Source organism: Streptomyces sp. NPDC030799, assembly GCF_055572255.1.
Map to the genome: position 1 here is coordinate 1 of NZ_JBVIDS010000008.1, position 15613 is coordinate 15613.

General features: G+C 70.6%; 14 protein-coding genes. 8 read left to right on the plus strand and 6 right to left on the minus strand.

Annotation, left to right across the window (positions count from 1 at the left end; translation table 11 throughout):
• Positions 1-119: 119 nt before the first annotated feature.
• Positions 120-887 carry an enoyl-ACP reductase FabI gene (gene fabI / locus ACZ41I_RS20685; RefSeq protein ID WP_363218805.1) on the minus strand — a complete coding sequence of 256 codons (768 nt, stop codon included), beginning with the start codon at positions 885-887 and terminating at the stop codon, positions 120-122.
• Positions 888-892: 5 nt separating this feature from the next.
• Positions 893-1597, minus strand: coding sequence for a 3-oxoacyl-[acyl-carrier-protein] reductase (gene fabG / locus ACZ41I_RS20690; protein WP_360093361.1), 705 nt, complete (start codon positions 1595-1597; stop codon positions 893-895).
• 209 nt (positions 1598-1806) lie between these two features.
• Here fabG and ACZ41I_RS20695 point away from each other — a divergent pair, with 209 nt between their 5' ends.
• The 3 genes from ACZ41I_RS20695 to tyrS all read left to right on the plus strand — a co-directional run bounded on the left by ACZ41I_RS20695 (position 1807) and on the right by tyrS (position 6094).
• The gene (locus ACZ41I_RS20695; RefSeq protein WP_468319927.1) at positions 1807-3369 is read left to right on the plus strand and encodes a TldD/PmbA family protein; all 1563 of its coding nucleotides are present in this window, start codon (positions 1807-1809) and stop codon (positions 3367-3369) included.
• Positions 3366-4760, plus strand: coding sequence for a metallopeptidase TldD-related protein (locus tag ACZ41I_RS20700; RefSeq protein WP_468319929.1), 1395 nt, complete (start codon positions 3366-3368; stop codon positions 4758-4760). Before ACZ41I_RS20695 ends, ACZ41I_RS20700 begins: the two co-directional genes overlap by 4 nt.
• A 65-nt stretch (positions 4761-4825) precedes the next feature.
• A complete protein-coding gene (gene tyrS, locus ACZ41I_RS20705; RefSeq protein ID WP_363218802.1) occupies positions 4826-6094 on the plus strand; it encodes a tyrosine--tRNA ligase in 1269 nt (422 codons plus the stop codon).
• A 123-nt stretch (positions 6095-6217) separates the two neighbouring features.
• Here the strand turns inward: tyrS and ACZ41I_RS20710 are convergent, their stop codons facing one another.
• On the minus strand, positions 6218-6502 hold the full coding sequence (locus tag ACZ41I_RS20710) for a GlsB/YeaQ/YmgE family stress response membrane protein (protein ID WP_399770454.1): 285 nt from the start codon (positions 6500-6502) through the stop codon (positions 6218-6220).
• Between the two features lie 200 nt (positions 6503-6702).
• Here ACZ41I_RS20710 and ACZ41I_RS20715 point away from each other — a divergent pair, with 200 nt between their 5' ends.
• Positions 6703-7098 carry a DUF3099 domain-containing protein gene (locus tag ACZ41I_RS20715; protein WP_399770451.1) on the plus strand — a complete coding sequence of 132 codons (396 nt, stop codon included), beginning with the start codon at positions 6703-6705 and terminating at the stop codon, positions 7096-7098.
• A 236-nt stretch (positions 7099-7334) separates the two neighbouring features.
• Positions 7335-7553 (plus strand): hypothetical protein, encoded by a 219-nt coding sequence (locus ACZ41I_RS20720; protein WP_363218799.1) that lies wholly within the window; start codon positions 7335-7337, stop codon positions 7551-7553.
• Positions 7554-7600: 47 nt separating this feature from the next.
• On the opposite strand, the gene moaA is transcribed toward ACZ41I_RS20720, so the two are convergent.
• The 3 genes from moaA to ACZ41I_RS20735 all read right to left on the minus strand — a co-directional run bounded on the left by moaA (position 7601) and on the right by ACZ41I_RS20735 (position 10740).
• Complete coding sequence (gene moaA, locus ACZ41I_RS20725; protein ID WP_363218798.1) at positions 7601-8590, minus strand: GTP 3',8-cyclase MoaA; 990 nt, start codon at positions 8588-8590, stop codon at positions 7601-7603.
• A gap of 171 nt (positions 8591-8761) precedes the next feature.
• Positions 8762-10387 (minus strand): solute symporter family protein, encoded by a 1626-nt coding sequence (locus ACZ41I_RS20730; protein ID WP_363218797.1) that lies wholly within the window; start codon positions 10385-10387, stop codon positions 8762-8764.
• The gene (locus tag ACZ41I_RS20735; RefSeq protein ID WP_399770446.1) at positions 10384-10740 is read right to left on the minus strand and encodes a DUF485 domain-containing protein; all 357 of its coding nucleotides are present in this window, start codon (positions 10738-10740) and stop codon (positions 10384-10386) included. Before ACZ41I_RS20735 ends, ACZ41I_RS20730 begins: the two co-directional genes overlap by 4 nt.
• A 261-nt stretch (positions 10741-11001) precedes the next feature.
• Here ACZ41I_RS20735 and ACZ41I_RS20740 point away from each other — a divergent pair, with 261 nt between their 5' ends.
• The 3 genes from ACZ41I_RS20740 to ACZ41I_RS20750 all read left to right on the plus strand — a co-directional run bounded on the left by ACZ41I_RS20740 (position 11002) and on the right by ACZ41I_RS20750 (position 15552).
• A complete protein-coding gene (locus tag ACZ41I_RS20740; protein WP_468514754.1) occupies positions 11002-12531 on the plus strand; it encodes a S8 family peptidase in 1530 nt (509 codons plus the stop codon).
• Between the two features lie 78 nt (positions 12532-12609).
• Positions 12610-14127, plus strand: coding sequence for a S8 family peptidase (locus tag ACZ41I_RS20745; protein WP_399770441.1), 1518 nt, complete (start codon positions 12610-12612; stop codon positions 14125-14127).
• A 48-nt stretch (positions 14128-14175) separates the two neighbouring features.
• The gene (locus ACZ41I_RS20750; RefSeq protein WP_468514755.1) at positions 14176-15552 is read left to right on the plus strand and encodes a CoA transferase; all 1377 of its coding nucleotides are present in this window, start codon (positions 14176-14178) and stop codon (positions 15550-15552) included.
• Positions 15553-15613: the final 61 nt, after the last annotated feature.

Sequence of the window (15613 nt, forward strand, 5' to 3'; positions counted from 1 at the left end):
GCCGCGAGCTATCCGTTCCTGTGCCGCCCGGGCCGGTTCAGCGCTCCCTCTGGTGGCTGATCCACACCGACCGGACTTCCTTCCAGCCCCGGCCGTGGGTCAGCTGTGAGCGGCAGCGGTCACGCGCCGATCGCGTGCAGACCGCCGTCCACGTGGATGATCTCGCCGGTGGTCTTCGGGAACCAGTCGCTCAGCAGGGCGACGATGCCCTTGCCGGCCGGCTCCGGGTCCTTGAGGTCCCACTCCAGCGGGGCGCGGGAGTCCCAGACCGAGGCCAGCTCGGCGAAGCCCGGGATGGACTTGGCGGCCATGGAGCCGATCGGGCCGGCCGAGATGAGGTTGCAGCGGATGTTCTGCTTGCCCAGGTCGCGGGCGATGTAGCGGCTGGTCGCCTCCAGGGCGGCCTTGGCCGGGCCCATCCAGTCGTACTGCGGCCAGGCGTACTGGGCGTCGAAGGTGAGGCCGACGACCGAGCCGCCGTTCTGCATCAGCGGCAGGCAGGCCATGGTCAGCGACTTCAGGGAGTACGCCGAGACGTGCATGGCGGTGGCCACGGACTCGAACGGCGTGTTGAGGAAGTTGCCGCCGAGCGCGTCCTGCGGCGCGAAGCCGATGGAGTGCACGACGCCGTCGAGGCCGCCCAGCTCCTCGCCGACGATGTCGGCCAGCCGCCCGAGGTGCTCGTCGTTGGTGACGTCCAGCTCGATGACCTTGGTGGGCTTCGGCAGCTTCTTGGCGATGCGCTCGGTCAGGGTGGGCCGCGGGAACGCGGTCAGGATGATCTCCGCGCCCTGTTCCTGGGCCAGCTTGGCCGCGTGGAAGGCGATGGAGGACTCCATCAGCACGCCGGTGATCAGGACGCGCTTGCCCTGGAGGATTCCGCTCATGGTGATCAGTGACCCATTCCCAGTCCGCCGTCAACGGGGATGACGGCTCCAGTGATGTACGAGGCGTCGTCCGAAGCGAGGAACCGCACCGTCGCGGCGATCTCCTCGGGCTGCGCGTAACGGCCGAGCGGCACCTGCGACACGATGTTCTGGCGCTGCTCGTCGGTGAGCGCCTTGGTCATGTCGGTGTCGACGAAACCGGGCGCGACGACGTTGAAGGTGAGGTTGCGCGAGCCCAGCTCACGGGCCAGGGAGCGCGCGAAGCCGACCAGGGCGGCCTTGGAGGCGGCGTAGTTCGCCTGGCCCGCCGAGCCGAGCAGGCCCACCACGGACGAGATCAGGATGACGCGGCCCTTCTTGGCGCGCAGCATGCCGCGGTTGGCCCGCTTGACGACGCGGAAGGTGCCGGTGAGGTTGGTGTCGATGACCGAGGTGAAGTCCTCCTCGGACATGCGCATCAGGAGCTGGTCCCTGGTCACGCCGGCGTTGGCGATCAGGACCTCGACCGGACCGTGCTGGTCCTCGATCTCCTTGTAGGCCTGCTCCACCTGCTCCGGGTCGGTGATGTCGCACTTGACGGCCAGGAAGCCGGCCGGCGGCTCACCCGAGCGGTACGTGATGGCGACCTTGTCGCCGGCGTCGGCGAATGCGCGGGCGATGGCGAGGCCGATGCCCCGGTTGCCTCCGGTGACGAGAACCGAGCGGCTCAACGGATCACCCTTTCGATAGCGGTCTGCAGATGTCCGACAACCCGCCCGAACACCTGGATGACAGGCGGCTTCATCGAAAACCTATCGGTCGCGCCGCGCGTGTGGGCAATCGGGCACCGACAGTGGCGAGGGGGTGTCGCTGTCGGATCCCTACAGAACGCCCCGGGTCCGGGCCTGAAACATGTGGTCCGCCGGGCCGCTGCCAGGACATGATCGGACCGACAGGCCACGACAGCAGGGAGACCTCCGTGCCCCATTCCATCGACGAAGCCTTCACCGCGCTTCCCCTACGGGCCCTCGCCGACGCCGCGCTGGCACGCGCGCGTGCGCTCGGGGCCGAGCACGCGGACTTCCGTCTCGAGCGGGTGCGCAGCGCGTCCTGGCGGCTGCGCGACGCCAAGCCCGCCGGTTCGTCGGACACCACCGATCTCGGGTACGCGGTGCGGGTCGTGCACGGCGGCACATGGGGCTTCGCGTCCGGGGTGGACCTGACCCTCGACGCGGCCGCGAAGGTCGCCTCGCAGGCCGTGGCCATGGCCAAGCTGTCCGCGCAGGTGATCAAGGCGGCCGGTTCGGACGAGCGCGTGGAGCTGGCCGACGAGCCGGTGCACGCCGACAGGACGTGGATCTCGTCGTACGAGATCGACCCCTTCTCCGTGCCCGCCGAGGAGAAGGCGGCACTGCTCGCGGAGTGGAGCACGCGGCTGCTGGCCGCGGACGGCGTCAATCACGTGGACGCCTCGCTGCTCACCGTGCACGAGAACAAGTTCTACGCCGACACCGCCGGGACCGTGACGACCCAGCAGCGGGTGCGGCTGCATCCGGAGCTGACCGCCGTGTCGGTCGACGAGTCGAGCGGGGAGTTCGACTCCATGCGGACCATCGCGCCGCCCGTGGGGCGCGGCTGGGAGTATCTGACCGGCACCGGCTGGGACTGGGACGCCGAGCTGGAGCGGATCCCGGAGCTGCTCGCCGAGAAGATGCGGGCGCCGAGCGTGGAGCCGGGCCTGTACGACCTGGTGGTCGACCCGTCCAACCTGTGGCTGACCATCCACGAGTCCATCGGGCATGCCACGGAGCTGGACCGGGCACTCGGCTACGAGGCCGCGTACGCCGGCACCTCCTTCGCCACCTTCGACCAGCTGGGCAAGCTGAGGTACGGCTCCGAGCTGATGAACGTCACCGGGGACCGCACCGCCGAGCACGGGCTCGCGACCATCGGGTACGACGACGAGGGCGTCGCGGCGCAGTCCTGGGACCTGGTGAAGGACGGCACGCTGGTCGGCTACCAGCTGGACCGGCGGATCGCGCGCCTGACCGGGTTCGACCGGTCCAACGGGTGCGCGTACGCCGACTCCCCCGCCCATGTGCCGGTGCAGCGCATGGCCAACGTGTCCCTGCAGCCGGATCCGGCCGGGCTGTCCACGGAGGACCTGATCGGGGGCGTCGACCGGGGCATCTACGTGGTCGGTGACCGGTCCTGGTCGATCGACATGCAGCGGTACAACTTCCAGTTCACCGGGCAGCGCTTCTTCAGGATCGAGAACGGGCGGATCACCGGGCAGCTGAAGGACGTGGCCTACCAGGCGACCACCACCGACTTCTGGGGCTCGATGGCGGCTGTTGGCGGTCCGCAGACCTACGTCCTCGGCGGCGCCTTCAACTGCGGAAAGGCCCAGCCCGGACAGGTGGCCGCCGTGTCGCACGGGTGCCCCTCCGCCCTCTTCAAGGGCGTCAACATTCTGAACACCACGCAGGAGGCCGGTCGATGAGCGCCCGTACCCACAAGCCGCACGAGATCGTCGAGCAGGCGCTCGCGCTGTCCCGGGCCGACGGCTGCGTCGTCATCGCCGACGAGCACTCCACCGCCAACCTGCGCTGGGCGGGCAACGCGCTCACCACGAACGGCGTGACGCGCGGTCGTACGCTCACCGTGATCGCGACCGTGGACGGCAAGGAGGGCACCGCCTCCGGTGTCGTGTCGCGCTCGGCGGTCACCGCTCAGGAGCTGGAGCCGCTGGTGCGGGCCGCCGAGGCCGCCGCGCGGGGGGCGGGGCCCGCCGAGGACGCACAGCCGCTGGTCGCTGATGTGCCGCAGTCGCCCGACTTCACGGACGCGCCGGCCGAGACCTCCTCCGCGGTGTTCGCCGACTTCGCGCCGGCGCTCGGCGAGGCGTTCGCACGCGCGCGTGCGGGCGGCCGTGAGCTGTACGGCTTCGCCAACCACGAGCTGGTGTCGACGTACCTGGGCACGTCCACCGGGCTGCGTCTGCGGCACGACCAGCCCACCGGCACGCTGGAGCTGAACGCCAAGTCGCCCGACCGTACGCGCTCGGCCTGGGCGGGCCGCGCCACGCGGGACTTCAAGGACATCGACCCCGGGGCGCTCGACGCCGAACTGGCCGTACGGCTCGGCTGGGCGGAGCGGCGCGTGGAGCTGCCCGCCGGCCGGTACGAGACGCTGCTGCCGCCGAGTGCGGTCGCGGACCTGCTGATCTACCAGCTGTGGTCGGCATCGGGCCGGGACGCCGCCGAGGGCCGGACGGTGTTCTCCAAGCCGGGCGGCGGCACGCGCGTGGGCGAGAGGCTCAGCGAGCTGCCGCTGACCCTGCGCAGCGACCCGAACGAGCCGGGTCTGGAGTGCCCGCCCTTCGTGGTCGCCCACTCCTCCGGCGGCGACCAGTCCGTGTTCGACAACGGTCTGCCGACCCACAGCACGGAGTGGATCAGCGAGGGCGTGCTCAAGCACCTGACCACCACCCGGCACAGCGCGGGCCTGACCGGGCTGCCGGTCGCCCCGGTGCTGGGGAACCTGATCCTGGACGGCGGGGGCGACCGTTCGCTGGAGGAGATGGTCGCGGGCACCGAGCGCGGCCTGCTGCTGACCTGTCTGTGGTACATCCGCGAGGTCGACCCGGCGACGCTGCTGCTCACCGGCCTGACCCGGGACGGCGTCTACCTCGTCGAGAACGGCGAGGTGACCGGGCAGGTGAACAACTTCCGGTTCAACGAGTCGCCGGTGCACCTGCTGCGGCGGGCCACGGAGGCGGGCCGTACGGAGAAGACGCTGCCCCGCGAGTGGAGCGACTGGTTCACGCGGGCCGCGATGCCCGCGCTGCGGATCCCGGATTTCAACATGAGCTCTGTCAGTCAGGGCGTATAACCTCGTAGGCGTTCGTGGTCGGGGTCACCCGGCCGCCCGAAGATCACCGAGGAGACACGAGAACCGTGACGGACATCGTCGACGAGCTGAAGTGGCGCGGGCTGTTCGCCCTGTCCACTGACGAGGACGCTTTGCGCAAGGCGCTCGCGGACGGTCCCGTCACGTTCTATTGCGGTTTCGACCCGACAGCGCCGTCACTGCACGTGGGGCACCTGGTGCAGGTGCTCACCGTGCGCCGGCTGCAGCAGGCCGGGCACCGGCCGCTGGCGCTGGTGGGCGGCGCGACGGGCCTGATCGGCGACCCGCGCCCGACCGCGGAGCGCACGCTGAACGACCCGGAGACGGTGGCCGGTTGGGTCGGCAAGCTGCGCGCCCAGATCGAGCCGTTCCTGTCCTTCGAGGGCGAGAACGCGGCCGTCATGGTCAACAACCTCGACTGGACCGCGAACCTCTCCGCGATCGAGTTCCTGCGGGACATCGGCAAGCACTTCCGGGTCAACAAGATGCTGACGAAGGACTCCGTGGCCCGCCGTCTGGAGTCGGACCAGGGCATCAGCTACACGGAGTTCAGCTACCAGATCCTGCAGGGCATGGACTTCCTGCAGCTGTACCGGCGGTACGGCTGCACGCTCCAGCAGGGCGGCAGCGACCAGTGGGGCAACCTCACGGCGGGTCTCGACCTGATCCACCGGCTGGAGCCGGGCGCCGAGGCGCACGCCCTGGCCACCCCGCTGATGACCAAGGCGGACGGCACCAAGTTCGGCAAGACCGAGAGCGGCGCCGTCTGGCTCGACCCGGAGATGACCACGCCGTACGCGTTCTACCAGTTCTGGCTGAACGTGGACGACCGGGACATCTCGAAGTACATGCGGATCCTGTCCTTCAAGTCCCGCGAGGAGCTGGAGGAGCTCGAACGGCAGACCGAGGAGCGTCCGCAGGCCCGAGCGGCGCAGCGTGCGCTCGCCGAGGAGCTGACGACGCTGGTGCACGGGGCCGACCAGACGGCCGCGGTGGTCGCCGCGTCCCGTGCCCTGTTCGGGCAGGGAGAGCTGGCGGAGCTGGACAGCCGGACGCTGGCGGCGGCGCTGTCGGAGGTGCCGCACGTCCAGGTCGCCGAGCTGGGTCCGGTGGTCGACCTGTTCGCCGAGGTCGGTCTCGTGGCCAGCAAGTCCGCTGCGCGGCGGACGGTGAAGGAGGGCGGGGCCTACGTGAACAACGTCAAGGTCGCCTCGGAGGACGCCGTTCCGGGCAAGGAGGACCTGCTGGACGGGCGGTGGCTGGTGCTGCGGCGCGGCAAGAAGAACCTGGCGGCTGTGGAGGTCGTTGCCGGGTAGCGCCACAGGGGCGTGGGTGCTCCGCGAAGTGCGGCTTTCGTCGGGGTTCTCGCGCCCCCGCGGCGGAGCCGCATGTCGATTCAGCCCCGCGCCCCTTTCGGGGCGCTTGCCTTCAGCGTGTCGTCACGCTCCGACCCGCTCGTGCTTCTTTCCCACAGTCGCCATGTAGAGGGCGTCCACCGCCGCGACGATGATGATCGCGGCGACCAGCTGGAAGATGTGCCGGCTCCAGTCGATGCCGGGGGTCGCCGCTACGCCGACGGCGCGGGCGACCGCGTTGCCCACGATGGCGCCCAGCATGCCGCAGATGGTGGTCAGCCACAGCGGACTGTGCTGCTTTCCCGGGATGACCGCCTTGGCGATGATGCCGAGCACGAATCCCACGATGATCGCCCACAACCAGCCCATGGCTGCCTCCTCGTACGGCTCGACGTGAGCATTACGGCCAGTGTGGGCCGGTGGACCGTGCGGCGCATGTCGGACTCCCCCGGGCGCGCCCGGCCGGGACGTCATCGCAGGCAGTGGGCCACCCGGTCTCGTAGGCGGCGTGACCACGGCGTAACGTGGGAGATCGGGCAGGGTCCGATGCGTGCGGATGGTGGATTGTGATGCGGAAACAGCACGGCGGCGGCAGCGTCCAGGTGTTCCGGATCACCGGGGCCCGGACGGGACTCGCCGAGGACGTACGGAGCCGGCAGCGGCGGTACGTGATCTCGATGACGATCCGCACGGCGTCGGTGATTCTCGCTGTCTCGCTGTGGAACGTCGAGCGGTACGTCGCGTTCGTGGCGCTCGTGCTCGGTGCGCTTCTCCCCTATGTCGCCGTGGTGATCGCGAACGCGGGCCGGGAGCGGCCGCCGTCCCTCCCGTCGACGTTCATCACCACGCCGATGCGGCCGATGATCACGCCGCCGCAGGCGGAGGAGACGCAGGAGCAGTCCGTTCCGCAGGATTCGGCGGCTCGTCCGGCGGGGGCACGCGGTGAGCATCCCGACCCCGTGTGACCATGGCGGACACGGCCGGAAGCTGCGGAAGCGGAACGGCGCCGCCCGTCAAGCTCAAGAAAAGCTCAGATCAATCGTGCAGTTCCAGTGCCGGTCGGCGGGGTAGCCGTGACATACTGCGTACGCGCTCCGCATCCCCCGTCGGAGCGACGGACCGACGCCGGGCAGCTCCCCCCGTGGCTGCTCGGCGTCGCCTTGTTTGCGCCCCTTCTGCGAGACGAACCCGAGACGAACCTGTGAGTGACGAGACCCCGGTCTGCTCCGCCAAGGGCTGCCGCGCCGATGCGGTGTGGGTGCTGGCGTGGAACAACCCGAAGATCCATACGCCGGAGCGGCGCAAGACGTGGCTCGCCTGCGAGGAGCACCGCGAGCATCTGTCGCAGTTCCTCGGGGTGCGGGGCTTCTTGAAGGACGTGGTCAGGTTCGCGGACTGGCAGGAGCCCGAGGGGGCCTGAAGCCCGAGGGGGCCTGAAGCCGGAAAGGCTCCTGGAACCGAAGGCGCCTAGCCGCCGATCGCCGACATCGGTCGGTCCGGCTGGACGAACGACGGGTCGTCCAGGCCCGCTCCCGCCTTCTTGCCCCACATCGCCAGTTTCCAGATGCGGGCGATCTCCTCGTCCGGGGCGCCGGAGCGCAGGGCCGCGCGGAGGTCGGTCTCCTCGGTCGCGAACAGGCAGGTGCGTATCTGGCCGTCGGCCGTGAGGCGGGTGCGGTCGCAGGCCGCGCAGAACGGGCGGGTGACCGAGGCGATGACGCCGACCCGGTGCGGGCCGCCGTTCACGAGCCAGCGCTCCGCCGGGGCCGAGCCGCGTGTGTCGGCGCCCTCGGGGGTGAGGTCGAAGCGGGTGCGCAGGGAGGCGAGGATGTCCCCGGCGGTGACCATGCTGTCCCGCTTCCAGCCGTGCTGGGCGTCCAGGGGCATCTGCTCGATGAACCGGAGTTCGTAGTCCTGCTCCACGGCCCAGGCCAGCAGGTCGGGGGCCTCGTCCTCGTTCAGGCCCGGCATCAGGACCGTGTTGACCTTGACCGGGGTGAGGCCGGCCTCGCGGGCGGCCTGGAGGCCTTCGAGGACGTCCTTGTGGCGGTCGCGGCGGGTCAGGGTCTTGAAGACGTCCGGGCGGAGGGTGTCCAGGGAGACGTTGACCCGGTCGAGGCCGGCGGCCTTCAGGGCGGTGGCGGTGCGCCTGAGGCCGATGCCGTTGGTGGTGAGGGACATCTGGGGGCGCGGGGCGAGGGCCGCGACCCGCTCGACGATGCCGACCAGGCCCGGGCGCAGCAGCGGCTCGCCGCCGGTGAAGCGGACCTCCTCGATGCCGAGGAGCCGCACGGCGATGTCGATGAGGCGGACGATCTCGTCGTCCGTGAGCAGGTCGGGCTTGGCCAGCCACTGCAGGCCCTCCTCGGGCATGCAGTACGTGCAGCGCAGATTGCAGCGGTCGGTCAGCGAGACCCTCAGGTCGGTGGCCACTCGGCCGTAGGTGTCGATGAGCACGTGGGCCCCCTCCCTCGAATCCCGGAGTCATTGTCTTCCGTCACTTGCGAGCCTACGTGACACCGCTGACAACGACAGCGACCCGATCCGACGAGGTACGACGGGGCCGCGTCGTAGGACCCTACAGCCCCTTCACGACGCGGCCGTCGTACGAACCTCAGTGCACCGGCGTCAGTGCGCTCCGGTGCCGGTCAGGGACCGCACCTCCAGTTCGGCGTACTTGCCGGCGTCCGGGGTCTCCTTCGACAGCAGGGTGCCCACGGCGCCGAGCAGGAATCCGACGGGGATGGAGATGATGCCGGGGTTCTCCAGCGGGAACCAGTGGAAGTCGACGCCGGGGAACATCGAGGCCGGCTTGCCGGAGACCACCGGCGAGAACAGCACCAGGCCGACCGCGGTGAACAGGCCGCCGTAGATCGACCACAGGGCTCCGGAGGTGGTGAACCGCTTCCAGAACAGGCTGTAGAGGATGGTCGGCAGGTTGGCGGAGGCGGCGACCGCGAAGGCGAGGGCGACCAGGCCGGCCACGTTCAGGTCGCGGGCGAGGGCGCCGAGGACGATGGAGACCGCGCCGATGCCGACGGTCGCCCAGCGGGCCGCGCCGAGCTCCTGCTTCTCGGTGGCCTGCCCCTTCCTGATGACGTTGGCGTAGATGTCGTGCGCGAAGGAGGACGACGAGGCCAGGGTCAGGCCCGCGACGACCGCGAGGATCGTGGCGAAGGCGACGGCGGAGATGGTGGCGAGCAGGATCGCGCCCCAGTTGGAGTCGGTGCCGCCCAGGTGCAGCGCCAGCAGGGGAGCGGCCGTGTTGCCCGCCTTGTTGGAGGCGATGATCTCGTCCGGCTTGATCAGGGCCGCCGCGCCGAAGCCGAGGGCGAGGGTCATCAGGTAGAAGGCGCCGATCAGGCCGATCGCCCAGATGACGGACTTACGGGCGGCCTTTGCCGTCGGCACGGTGTAGAAGCGGATCAGGATGTGCGGCAGGCCCGCGGTGCCGAGTACCAGGGCGAGGCCGAGCGAGATGAAGTCCAGCTTGGTGGTGCCGGTGGCGCCGTACTTCAGGCCCGGCTCCAGGAAGGCCGCGCCCTTGCCGCTGTTGTCGGCGGCCCTGCCGAGCAGATCGGAGATGTTGAAGTGGAACTTCAGCAGGACCAGGAAGGTCAGCAGCAGGGCGCCGGCGATCAGGAGCACCGCCTTGACCATCTGGACCCAGGTGGTGCCCTTCATGCCGCCGATGGTGACGTACACGATCATCAGGACGCCGACCAGGGCGACGATGCCGATCTTGCCGCCGTCGCTGGTGATGCCCAGCAGCAGCGAGACGAGGACGCCTGCGCCCGCCATCTGGGCGAGCAGATAGAAGATCGACACAACGATGGTGGAGGTGCCGGCGGCCGTGCGGACGGGGCGCTGGCGCATGCGGTAGGCCAGTACGTCGCCCATGGTGTAGCGGCCGGAGTTGCGCAGTGGCTCGGCGACCAGCAGCAGGGCGACGAGCCAGGCGACGAGGAAGCCGATGGAGTACAGGAAGCCGTCGTAGCCGAACAGGGCGATGGCGCCCGCGATGCCGAGGAAGGACGCGGCGGACATGTAGTCGCCGGAGACGGCGAGGCCGTTCTGGAAGCCGGTGAACTGGCGTCCGCCCGCGTAGAAGTCGGCGGCGTCCTTGGTCTGGCGGCCGGCCCAGACGGTGATGACGAGGGTCGCGGCGACGAACACCGCGAACAGGGTGATGATCAGCGTCCGGTGCTCGCTCGCCTCACCGGCGGCCAGCAGGGTGTGCTGCGCGGGGCTCATGCGCCGCCCTCCATCCGGGACTTGATGGCCTCCGCCTTGGGATCGAGCTCGGCGGCGGCGTGCCGGGCGTACCACCAGGCGATGAGGAAGGTGGTGAGGAACTGGGCGAGGCCCAGGACGAGAGCAACGTTGATGTTGCCGGCCACCTTGGTGCCCATGAAGCCACCCGCGTAGTTGGACAGCAGGACGTACAGCAGGTACCAGGCGGTGAAGGCGATGGTCAGCGGGAAGGCGAAGGAGCGGTGGGCGCGGCGCAGTTCCCCGAACTCCGCGCTCTGCTGCACATCGACGAACTCCTCGGTGGAGGGAAGCGGCGCCCCCGGTGTCGCGGGGGGCGGTGTCTCGGTGGCCACGGAGTCTCCTCGCGTTGCGGATGCTGTGAGTGGACGGGGGCTCGATGGTGCTCGCGCTCCCTGCCCGAGGTCCACGGCGCCACGCGAGGACCGGTTCAAGTCCTATGAGTTCTTTCGCAAGCGCTCTTGGTGAGTCATTGCCAAGTCATTGCTGAGGGGTGAGGCGGGGGGATAGCTTCTGCCTGCAACACCCGTCATGTACCTGCCCGAGCACCGATCTGTGTCTCGGGCGGTTCTGTATCCGGATGATGTGGAGATCCCATGGCTCATCTGCGCTCCAGACGCCGTCTCGCACTCGCCGTGCCGGTCGTGCTGTCGCTGACCGCCTCGCTCGGTTTCCTGCCGTCGACGGCCTCGGCGGCACCGGTCGCGGCCCCGGCGGCGCGGGCGGCGGACGACGGACCGAATCTCGCGTACGTGGTCAACACCCGTACGGATCACCGCACGATCGAGTCGGTGCAGCGCGAGATCACCCGCAACGGCGGCACCGTCGTGGCCCGTTACGACGGGATCGGCGTGATCGTCGTGCACTCGGCGAACCCCGACTTCGGGGCACGGATGCGCGCGGTGCGCGGGGTCGACTCGGCGGGCGCCACGCGTACGGCGCCGCTGAGCGCCGCGGGGACGACCGACGAGGGCGCGGTGCAGGTCCTGTCGAAGGCGCAGGCTGCGAAGCTCGCCGCGCGTGCGACGGCGGGTGAGGAGCCGCTGGAGGCGGACCAGTGGGATCTGCGGGCGATCGGCGCCGACGAGGCCGCGCGGATCAACCCTGGCAGCAGGAACGTGACCGTCGGTGTCATCGACACCGGCGTGGACGACACCCACCCGGACATAGCCCCGAACTTCTCCGCCTCGCAGTCGGCGAACTGTGTGAGCGGCAAGGCGGACACGACCTACGGCGCCTGGCGTCCGGCGGACGCCGATCACTATCACGGCACCCATGTGGCCGGCGAGATAGCCGCGGCCCGCAACGGCATCGGCGTGGCGGGCGTGGCGCCGGGCGTGAAGGTCGCGAGCATCACGGTGTCCCAGCCGGACGCGACCTCGCTGTTCTATCCGGAGAGCGTGGTCTGCGCCTTCGTGTTCGCCGCGGACCACGGCATCCAGATCACCAACAACAGCTACTACGTTGATCCATGGCTGTACAACTGCATGGATGATCCCGATCAACGTGCCATCGTTGACGCGGTCAACAGGGCGCAGTCGTATGCACAGCGCAAGGGCACGCTCAATGTGGCGGCCGCGGGCAACTCCAACGACGACCTGGACGCAAACGCCCTCACGGACGAGTCCAGCCCCGACGACTCGACCGCCACGACCCGCACGGTCGACCCGCACGAGTGCTTCGACGTGCCGACCCAGCTGCCCGGCGTGGTGACCGTGAGCGCGGTGGGTGTGAAGGGCGCCAAGTCGTACTACTCCAGCTACGGCCAGGGCGTGATCGACGTGGCGGGGCCGGGCGGCGACAAGTACCAGATCCCGGACACGCCGTCGAAGAACGGACGCATCCTGTCCACGCTGCCGAACGACAAGTACGGCTTCCTCCAGGGCACCTCGATGGCGTCGCCGCACGTGGCCGCGGTCGCCGCACTGCTGAAGTCGGCGCATCCGTACGCCACTCCGGCCCAGCTGCAGGCCCTGCTGAAGGCGGAGGCGGACAACCCGGGCTGCCCGAGCGGGCCCTACGACGGGGACGGGGACGGGGTCGTGGACGCGACCTGCGTCGGCGGCAAGCGGGTCAACGGCTTCTACGGCTCCGGCGTCGTCGACGCGCTGCGCGCGGTCAAGTAGCAAAGCGAAGCAGCCGCTTCCTCCCGGACTTCCCGCACGGCACGCTCGTACCGCGAACGAACTGGAGAGAACTGACCCATGACAGCGCCCAAGCAGCGCTACCGCCGCGCCCTCGCGATCCCGGCCGGGATGGCCCTCGCCACGGCCCTGGCGTTCCTGCCCGACGTCACCGCGTCCGCGGCGGACCACAGCCCGGCGGCCACCGCCGACGGGCCCCTGCTCAGCTATGTCGTCAACGTCCGGCCGGGACACGGCGTCCCGGCGCATGTGCAGAAGGCGATCGCCGAGGCCGGCGGCTCGGTGGTGATCGCGTACGACCGGATCGGTGTGATCGTCGTCCACTCCGCCAACCCCGGCTTCGCCCGGCAGATCCGTACGGTGCGCGGGGTTGACTCGGCCGGTGCCACGCGCAACGCGCCGCTGCCCGCACAGTCCACGACCGACATGGGCACGCCGAAGGTGCTGAGCGCAGGGCAGGTGGCCGGCGCCAGGGCCGCCGACGGCCAGGACCCGCTGGAGCCGCTGCAGTGGGACCTGCCGGCCATCAGGGCGGACAAGGCGCACGAGAAGACCCTGGGCAGCCCGGACGTGACGGTCGCGGTCATCGACACCGGTGTGGACGACACCCACCCGGACATCGCGCCCAACTTCGACCGTTCGGCCTCCGTCAACTGTGTGTCCGGCAAGCCCGACACGACGGACGGGGCCTGGCGGCCGAGCGCGTCGGAGAGCCCGCACGGCACGCACGTGGCGGGTGAGATCGCGGGCGCGAAGAACGGCGTCGGCATCACGGGTGTGGCACCCGGGGTCGAGGTGGCCGGGATCAAGGTCGGCAACCCGAAGGGGTACTTCTACACCGAGGCCGTGGTGTGCGGTTTCGTGTGGGCGGCCGAGCACCACGTCGACGTGACCAACAACAGCTATTACACCGACCCGTGGTACTTCAACTGCACCGGCGACCCGGACCAGAAGGCGCTGGTCGACGCGATCACCCGGGCCACGCGGTATGCGGAGCGGAAGGGCACGGTCAATGTCGCGGCGGCCGGCAACGAGAACTACGACCTCGCGTCCGACTCGATCACCGACCCGTCCTCCCCGAACGACGGCACCCCGTCGGACCGGGTGGTCGACCCGCACACGTGCTACGACATACCGACCCAGCTGCCGGGCGTCGTGACGGTCGCGGCGACGGGCGCGAAGGGACTGAAGTCCTCCTTCTCCAACTACGGCCTCGGCGTGATCGACATCGCTGCGCCGGGCGGCGACTCGACCGCCTACCAGAAGCCGGCGCCCCCGGCGACCAGCGGGCAGATCCTCGGCCCGCTGCCGGGCGGCAAGTGGGGATACATGGCCGGGACGTCGATGGCGGCGCCGCATGTCGCGGGCGTTGCCGCATTGATCAAGTCAACCCATCCGCACGCTCCGGCCTCCCTGGTCAAGGCGCTGCTGTACGCGGAGGCCGACGCCACGCCGTGCACGGACCCGTACGACATCAACGGCGACGGCAAGGTCGACGCCGTGTGCGAGGGCCCGAGGAACTACAACGGCTTCTACGGCTTCGGTACGGCGGACGCACTGGCCGCAGTGACCGGGTAGACCGGCCTACCGTGCATATTGATTCAGTCAATACTGCATAGTGCAGTCATGACTGGAATCAACTTCGCGTGGTCCGCTCTGGGCGGCGATCCCGCCCATCTCGCACGGCTCACCACCGTGCCGCGGGAGGGCGCGCTCCGGGCGCGCCTTCCCGTACGGGAACTCGCCCGCGGCAGCGTAGGCGCCTGTGCGCTGGCCGCCGCGGAGCTGGCGGCCCGCCGGGCCGGCCTCGGCGAGCTGCCCGGCGTCCGGGTCGACGACGGCGCCGTCGCGGCCGCCTTCCACAGCGAACGGCATCTGCTGGTCGACGGGCGGGCGCCGGTCGTCTTCGCGCCGCTGTCCCGGTTCTGGCGGACGGCCGACGGCTGGGTGCGCACCCACGCCAACTACCCCCACCACCGGGCCCGGTTGCTCGACGCGCTCGGCCTGTCCGCGGACGCCTCGGTGGAGGCGGTGGCCGCCCGGCTCGCCGAACGCTCCGCGCCGGAGGTCGAGAAGGCGGTGTACGGCGCCGGCGGCCTCGCCGTGGCCCTGCGCACCCCGGAGGAGTGGCAGGCGCACGAGCAGGCCGCCGAGGTGGCCGCACGGCCGCTGGTCGAGCGCGAGCGGCCCACCACGGCACCCGCGCGCGTGCTCACTCCCCTGGACCCGGCCGCCGCCCCCCTGCTGCCCGCCGCCGGCCTGCGCGTACTGGACCTCACCCGGGTCCTCGCCGGTCCGGTCGCCACCCGCACCCTCGCCCTGCTGGGTGCGGACGTGCTCCGCCTGGACGCCCCCTGGCTGCCCGAACTCCCCGACCAGCACGCCGACACGGGTTTCGGGAAGCGGTCCGCCACGCTCGACCTGGGCGCCGACCGGGACACCTTCGAGGAGCTGCTGGCCTCGGCCGACGTCGTCGTCACCGGCTACCGGCCGGGCGCACTCGACCGGTTCGGGCTCTCCCCGGAGGCGCTGTTCGCGCGCCGGCCCGGGCTGGTCGTCGCGCAGGTCTCGGCGTGGGGAGCGTACGGCCCCTGGGGCGGGCGACGCGGCTTCGACAGCCTGGTACAGGTGGCGACCGGTATCGCGGCGACCGAGGGTTCGGCCGCGGAGCCCGGTGCGCTGCCCGCACAGGCGCTGGACCACGGCACCGGCTACCTGCTGGCGGCGGCCGTTCTGCGGGCGCTGACCGAGCAGTCGTACGACGGCGGCGGCCGATGGGTGCGGGTGGCCCTGGCCCGGACCGCGCTCTGGCTGACGGACGGGATCCGGCCGACCACGGCCACGGGTGCGCCGTACGAGGGGCCGAAGGCCTGGCTGACGGAGACCGGCAGCCCGCTCGGCCGGCTGCGGCACACATTGCCGCCGGTGTCCTTCAGGGGCGGCCCCGCCGACTGGGCACGGCCCCCGGTGCCCTGGGGCTCGGACACCGCCCGCTGGCGGTGAGTACGCGGGCGGCCGGAAACGTACGGATGCGCGGAATGCCGTACTGCCAGTTGTTTTCCGG

What these genes read in the sequence shown, in the direction of transcription:
- ACZ41I_RS20730 (WP_363218797.1), bottom strand. Translation starts at nt 10,387, where the DNA reads ATGAGCCCCGCGCAGCACACCCTGCTGGCCGCCGGTGAGGCGAGCGAG.
- ACZ41I_RS20745 (WP_399770441.1), top strand. Translation starts at nt 12,610, where the DNA reads ATGACAGCGCCCAAGCAGCGCTACCGCCGCGCCCTCGCGATCCCGGCC.
- ACZ41I_RS20710 (WP_399770454.1), bottom strand. Translation starts at nt 6,502, where the DNA reads ATGGGCTGGTTGTGGGCGATCATCGTGGGATTCGTGCTCGGCATCATC.
- ACZ41I_RS20695 (WP_468319927.1), top strand. Translation starts at nt 1,807, where the DNA reads ATGATCGGACCGACAGGCCACGACAGCAGGGAGACCTCCGTGCCCCAT.
- ACZ41I_RS20740 (WP_468514754.1), top strand. Translation starts at nt 11,002, where the DNA reads ATGGCTCATCTGCGCTCCAGACGCCGTCTCGCACTCGCCGTGCCGGTC.
- fabI (WP_363218805.1), bottom strand. Translation starts at nt 887, where the DNA reads ATGAGCGGAATCCTCCAGGGCAAGCGCGTCCTGATCACCGGCGTGCTG.
- ACZ41I_RS20715 (WP_399770451.1), top strand. Translation starts at nt 6,703, where the DNA reads ATGCGGAAACAGCACGGCGGCGGCAGCGTCCAGGTGTTCCGGATCACC.
- ACZ41I_RS20750 (WP_468514755.1), top strand. Translation starts at nt 14,176, where the DNA reads ATGACTGGAATCAACTTCGCGTGGTCCGCTCTGGGCGGCGATCCCGCC.
- ACZ41I_RS20700 (WP_468319929.1), top strand. Translation starts at nt 3,366, where the DNA reads ATGAGCGCCCGTACCCACAAGCCGCACGAGATCGTCGAGCAGGCGCTC.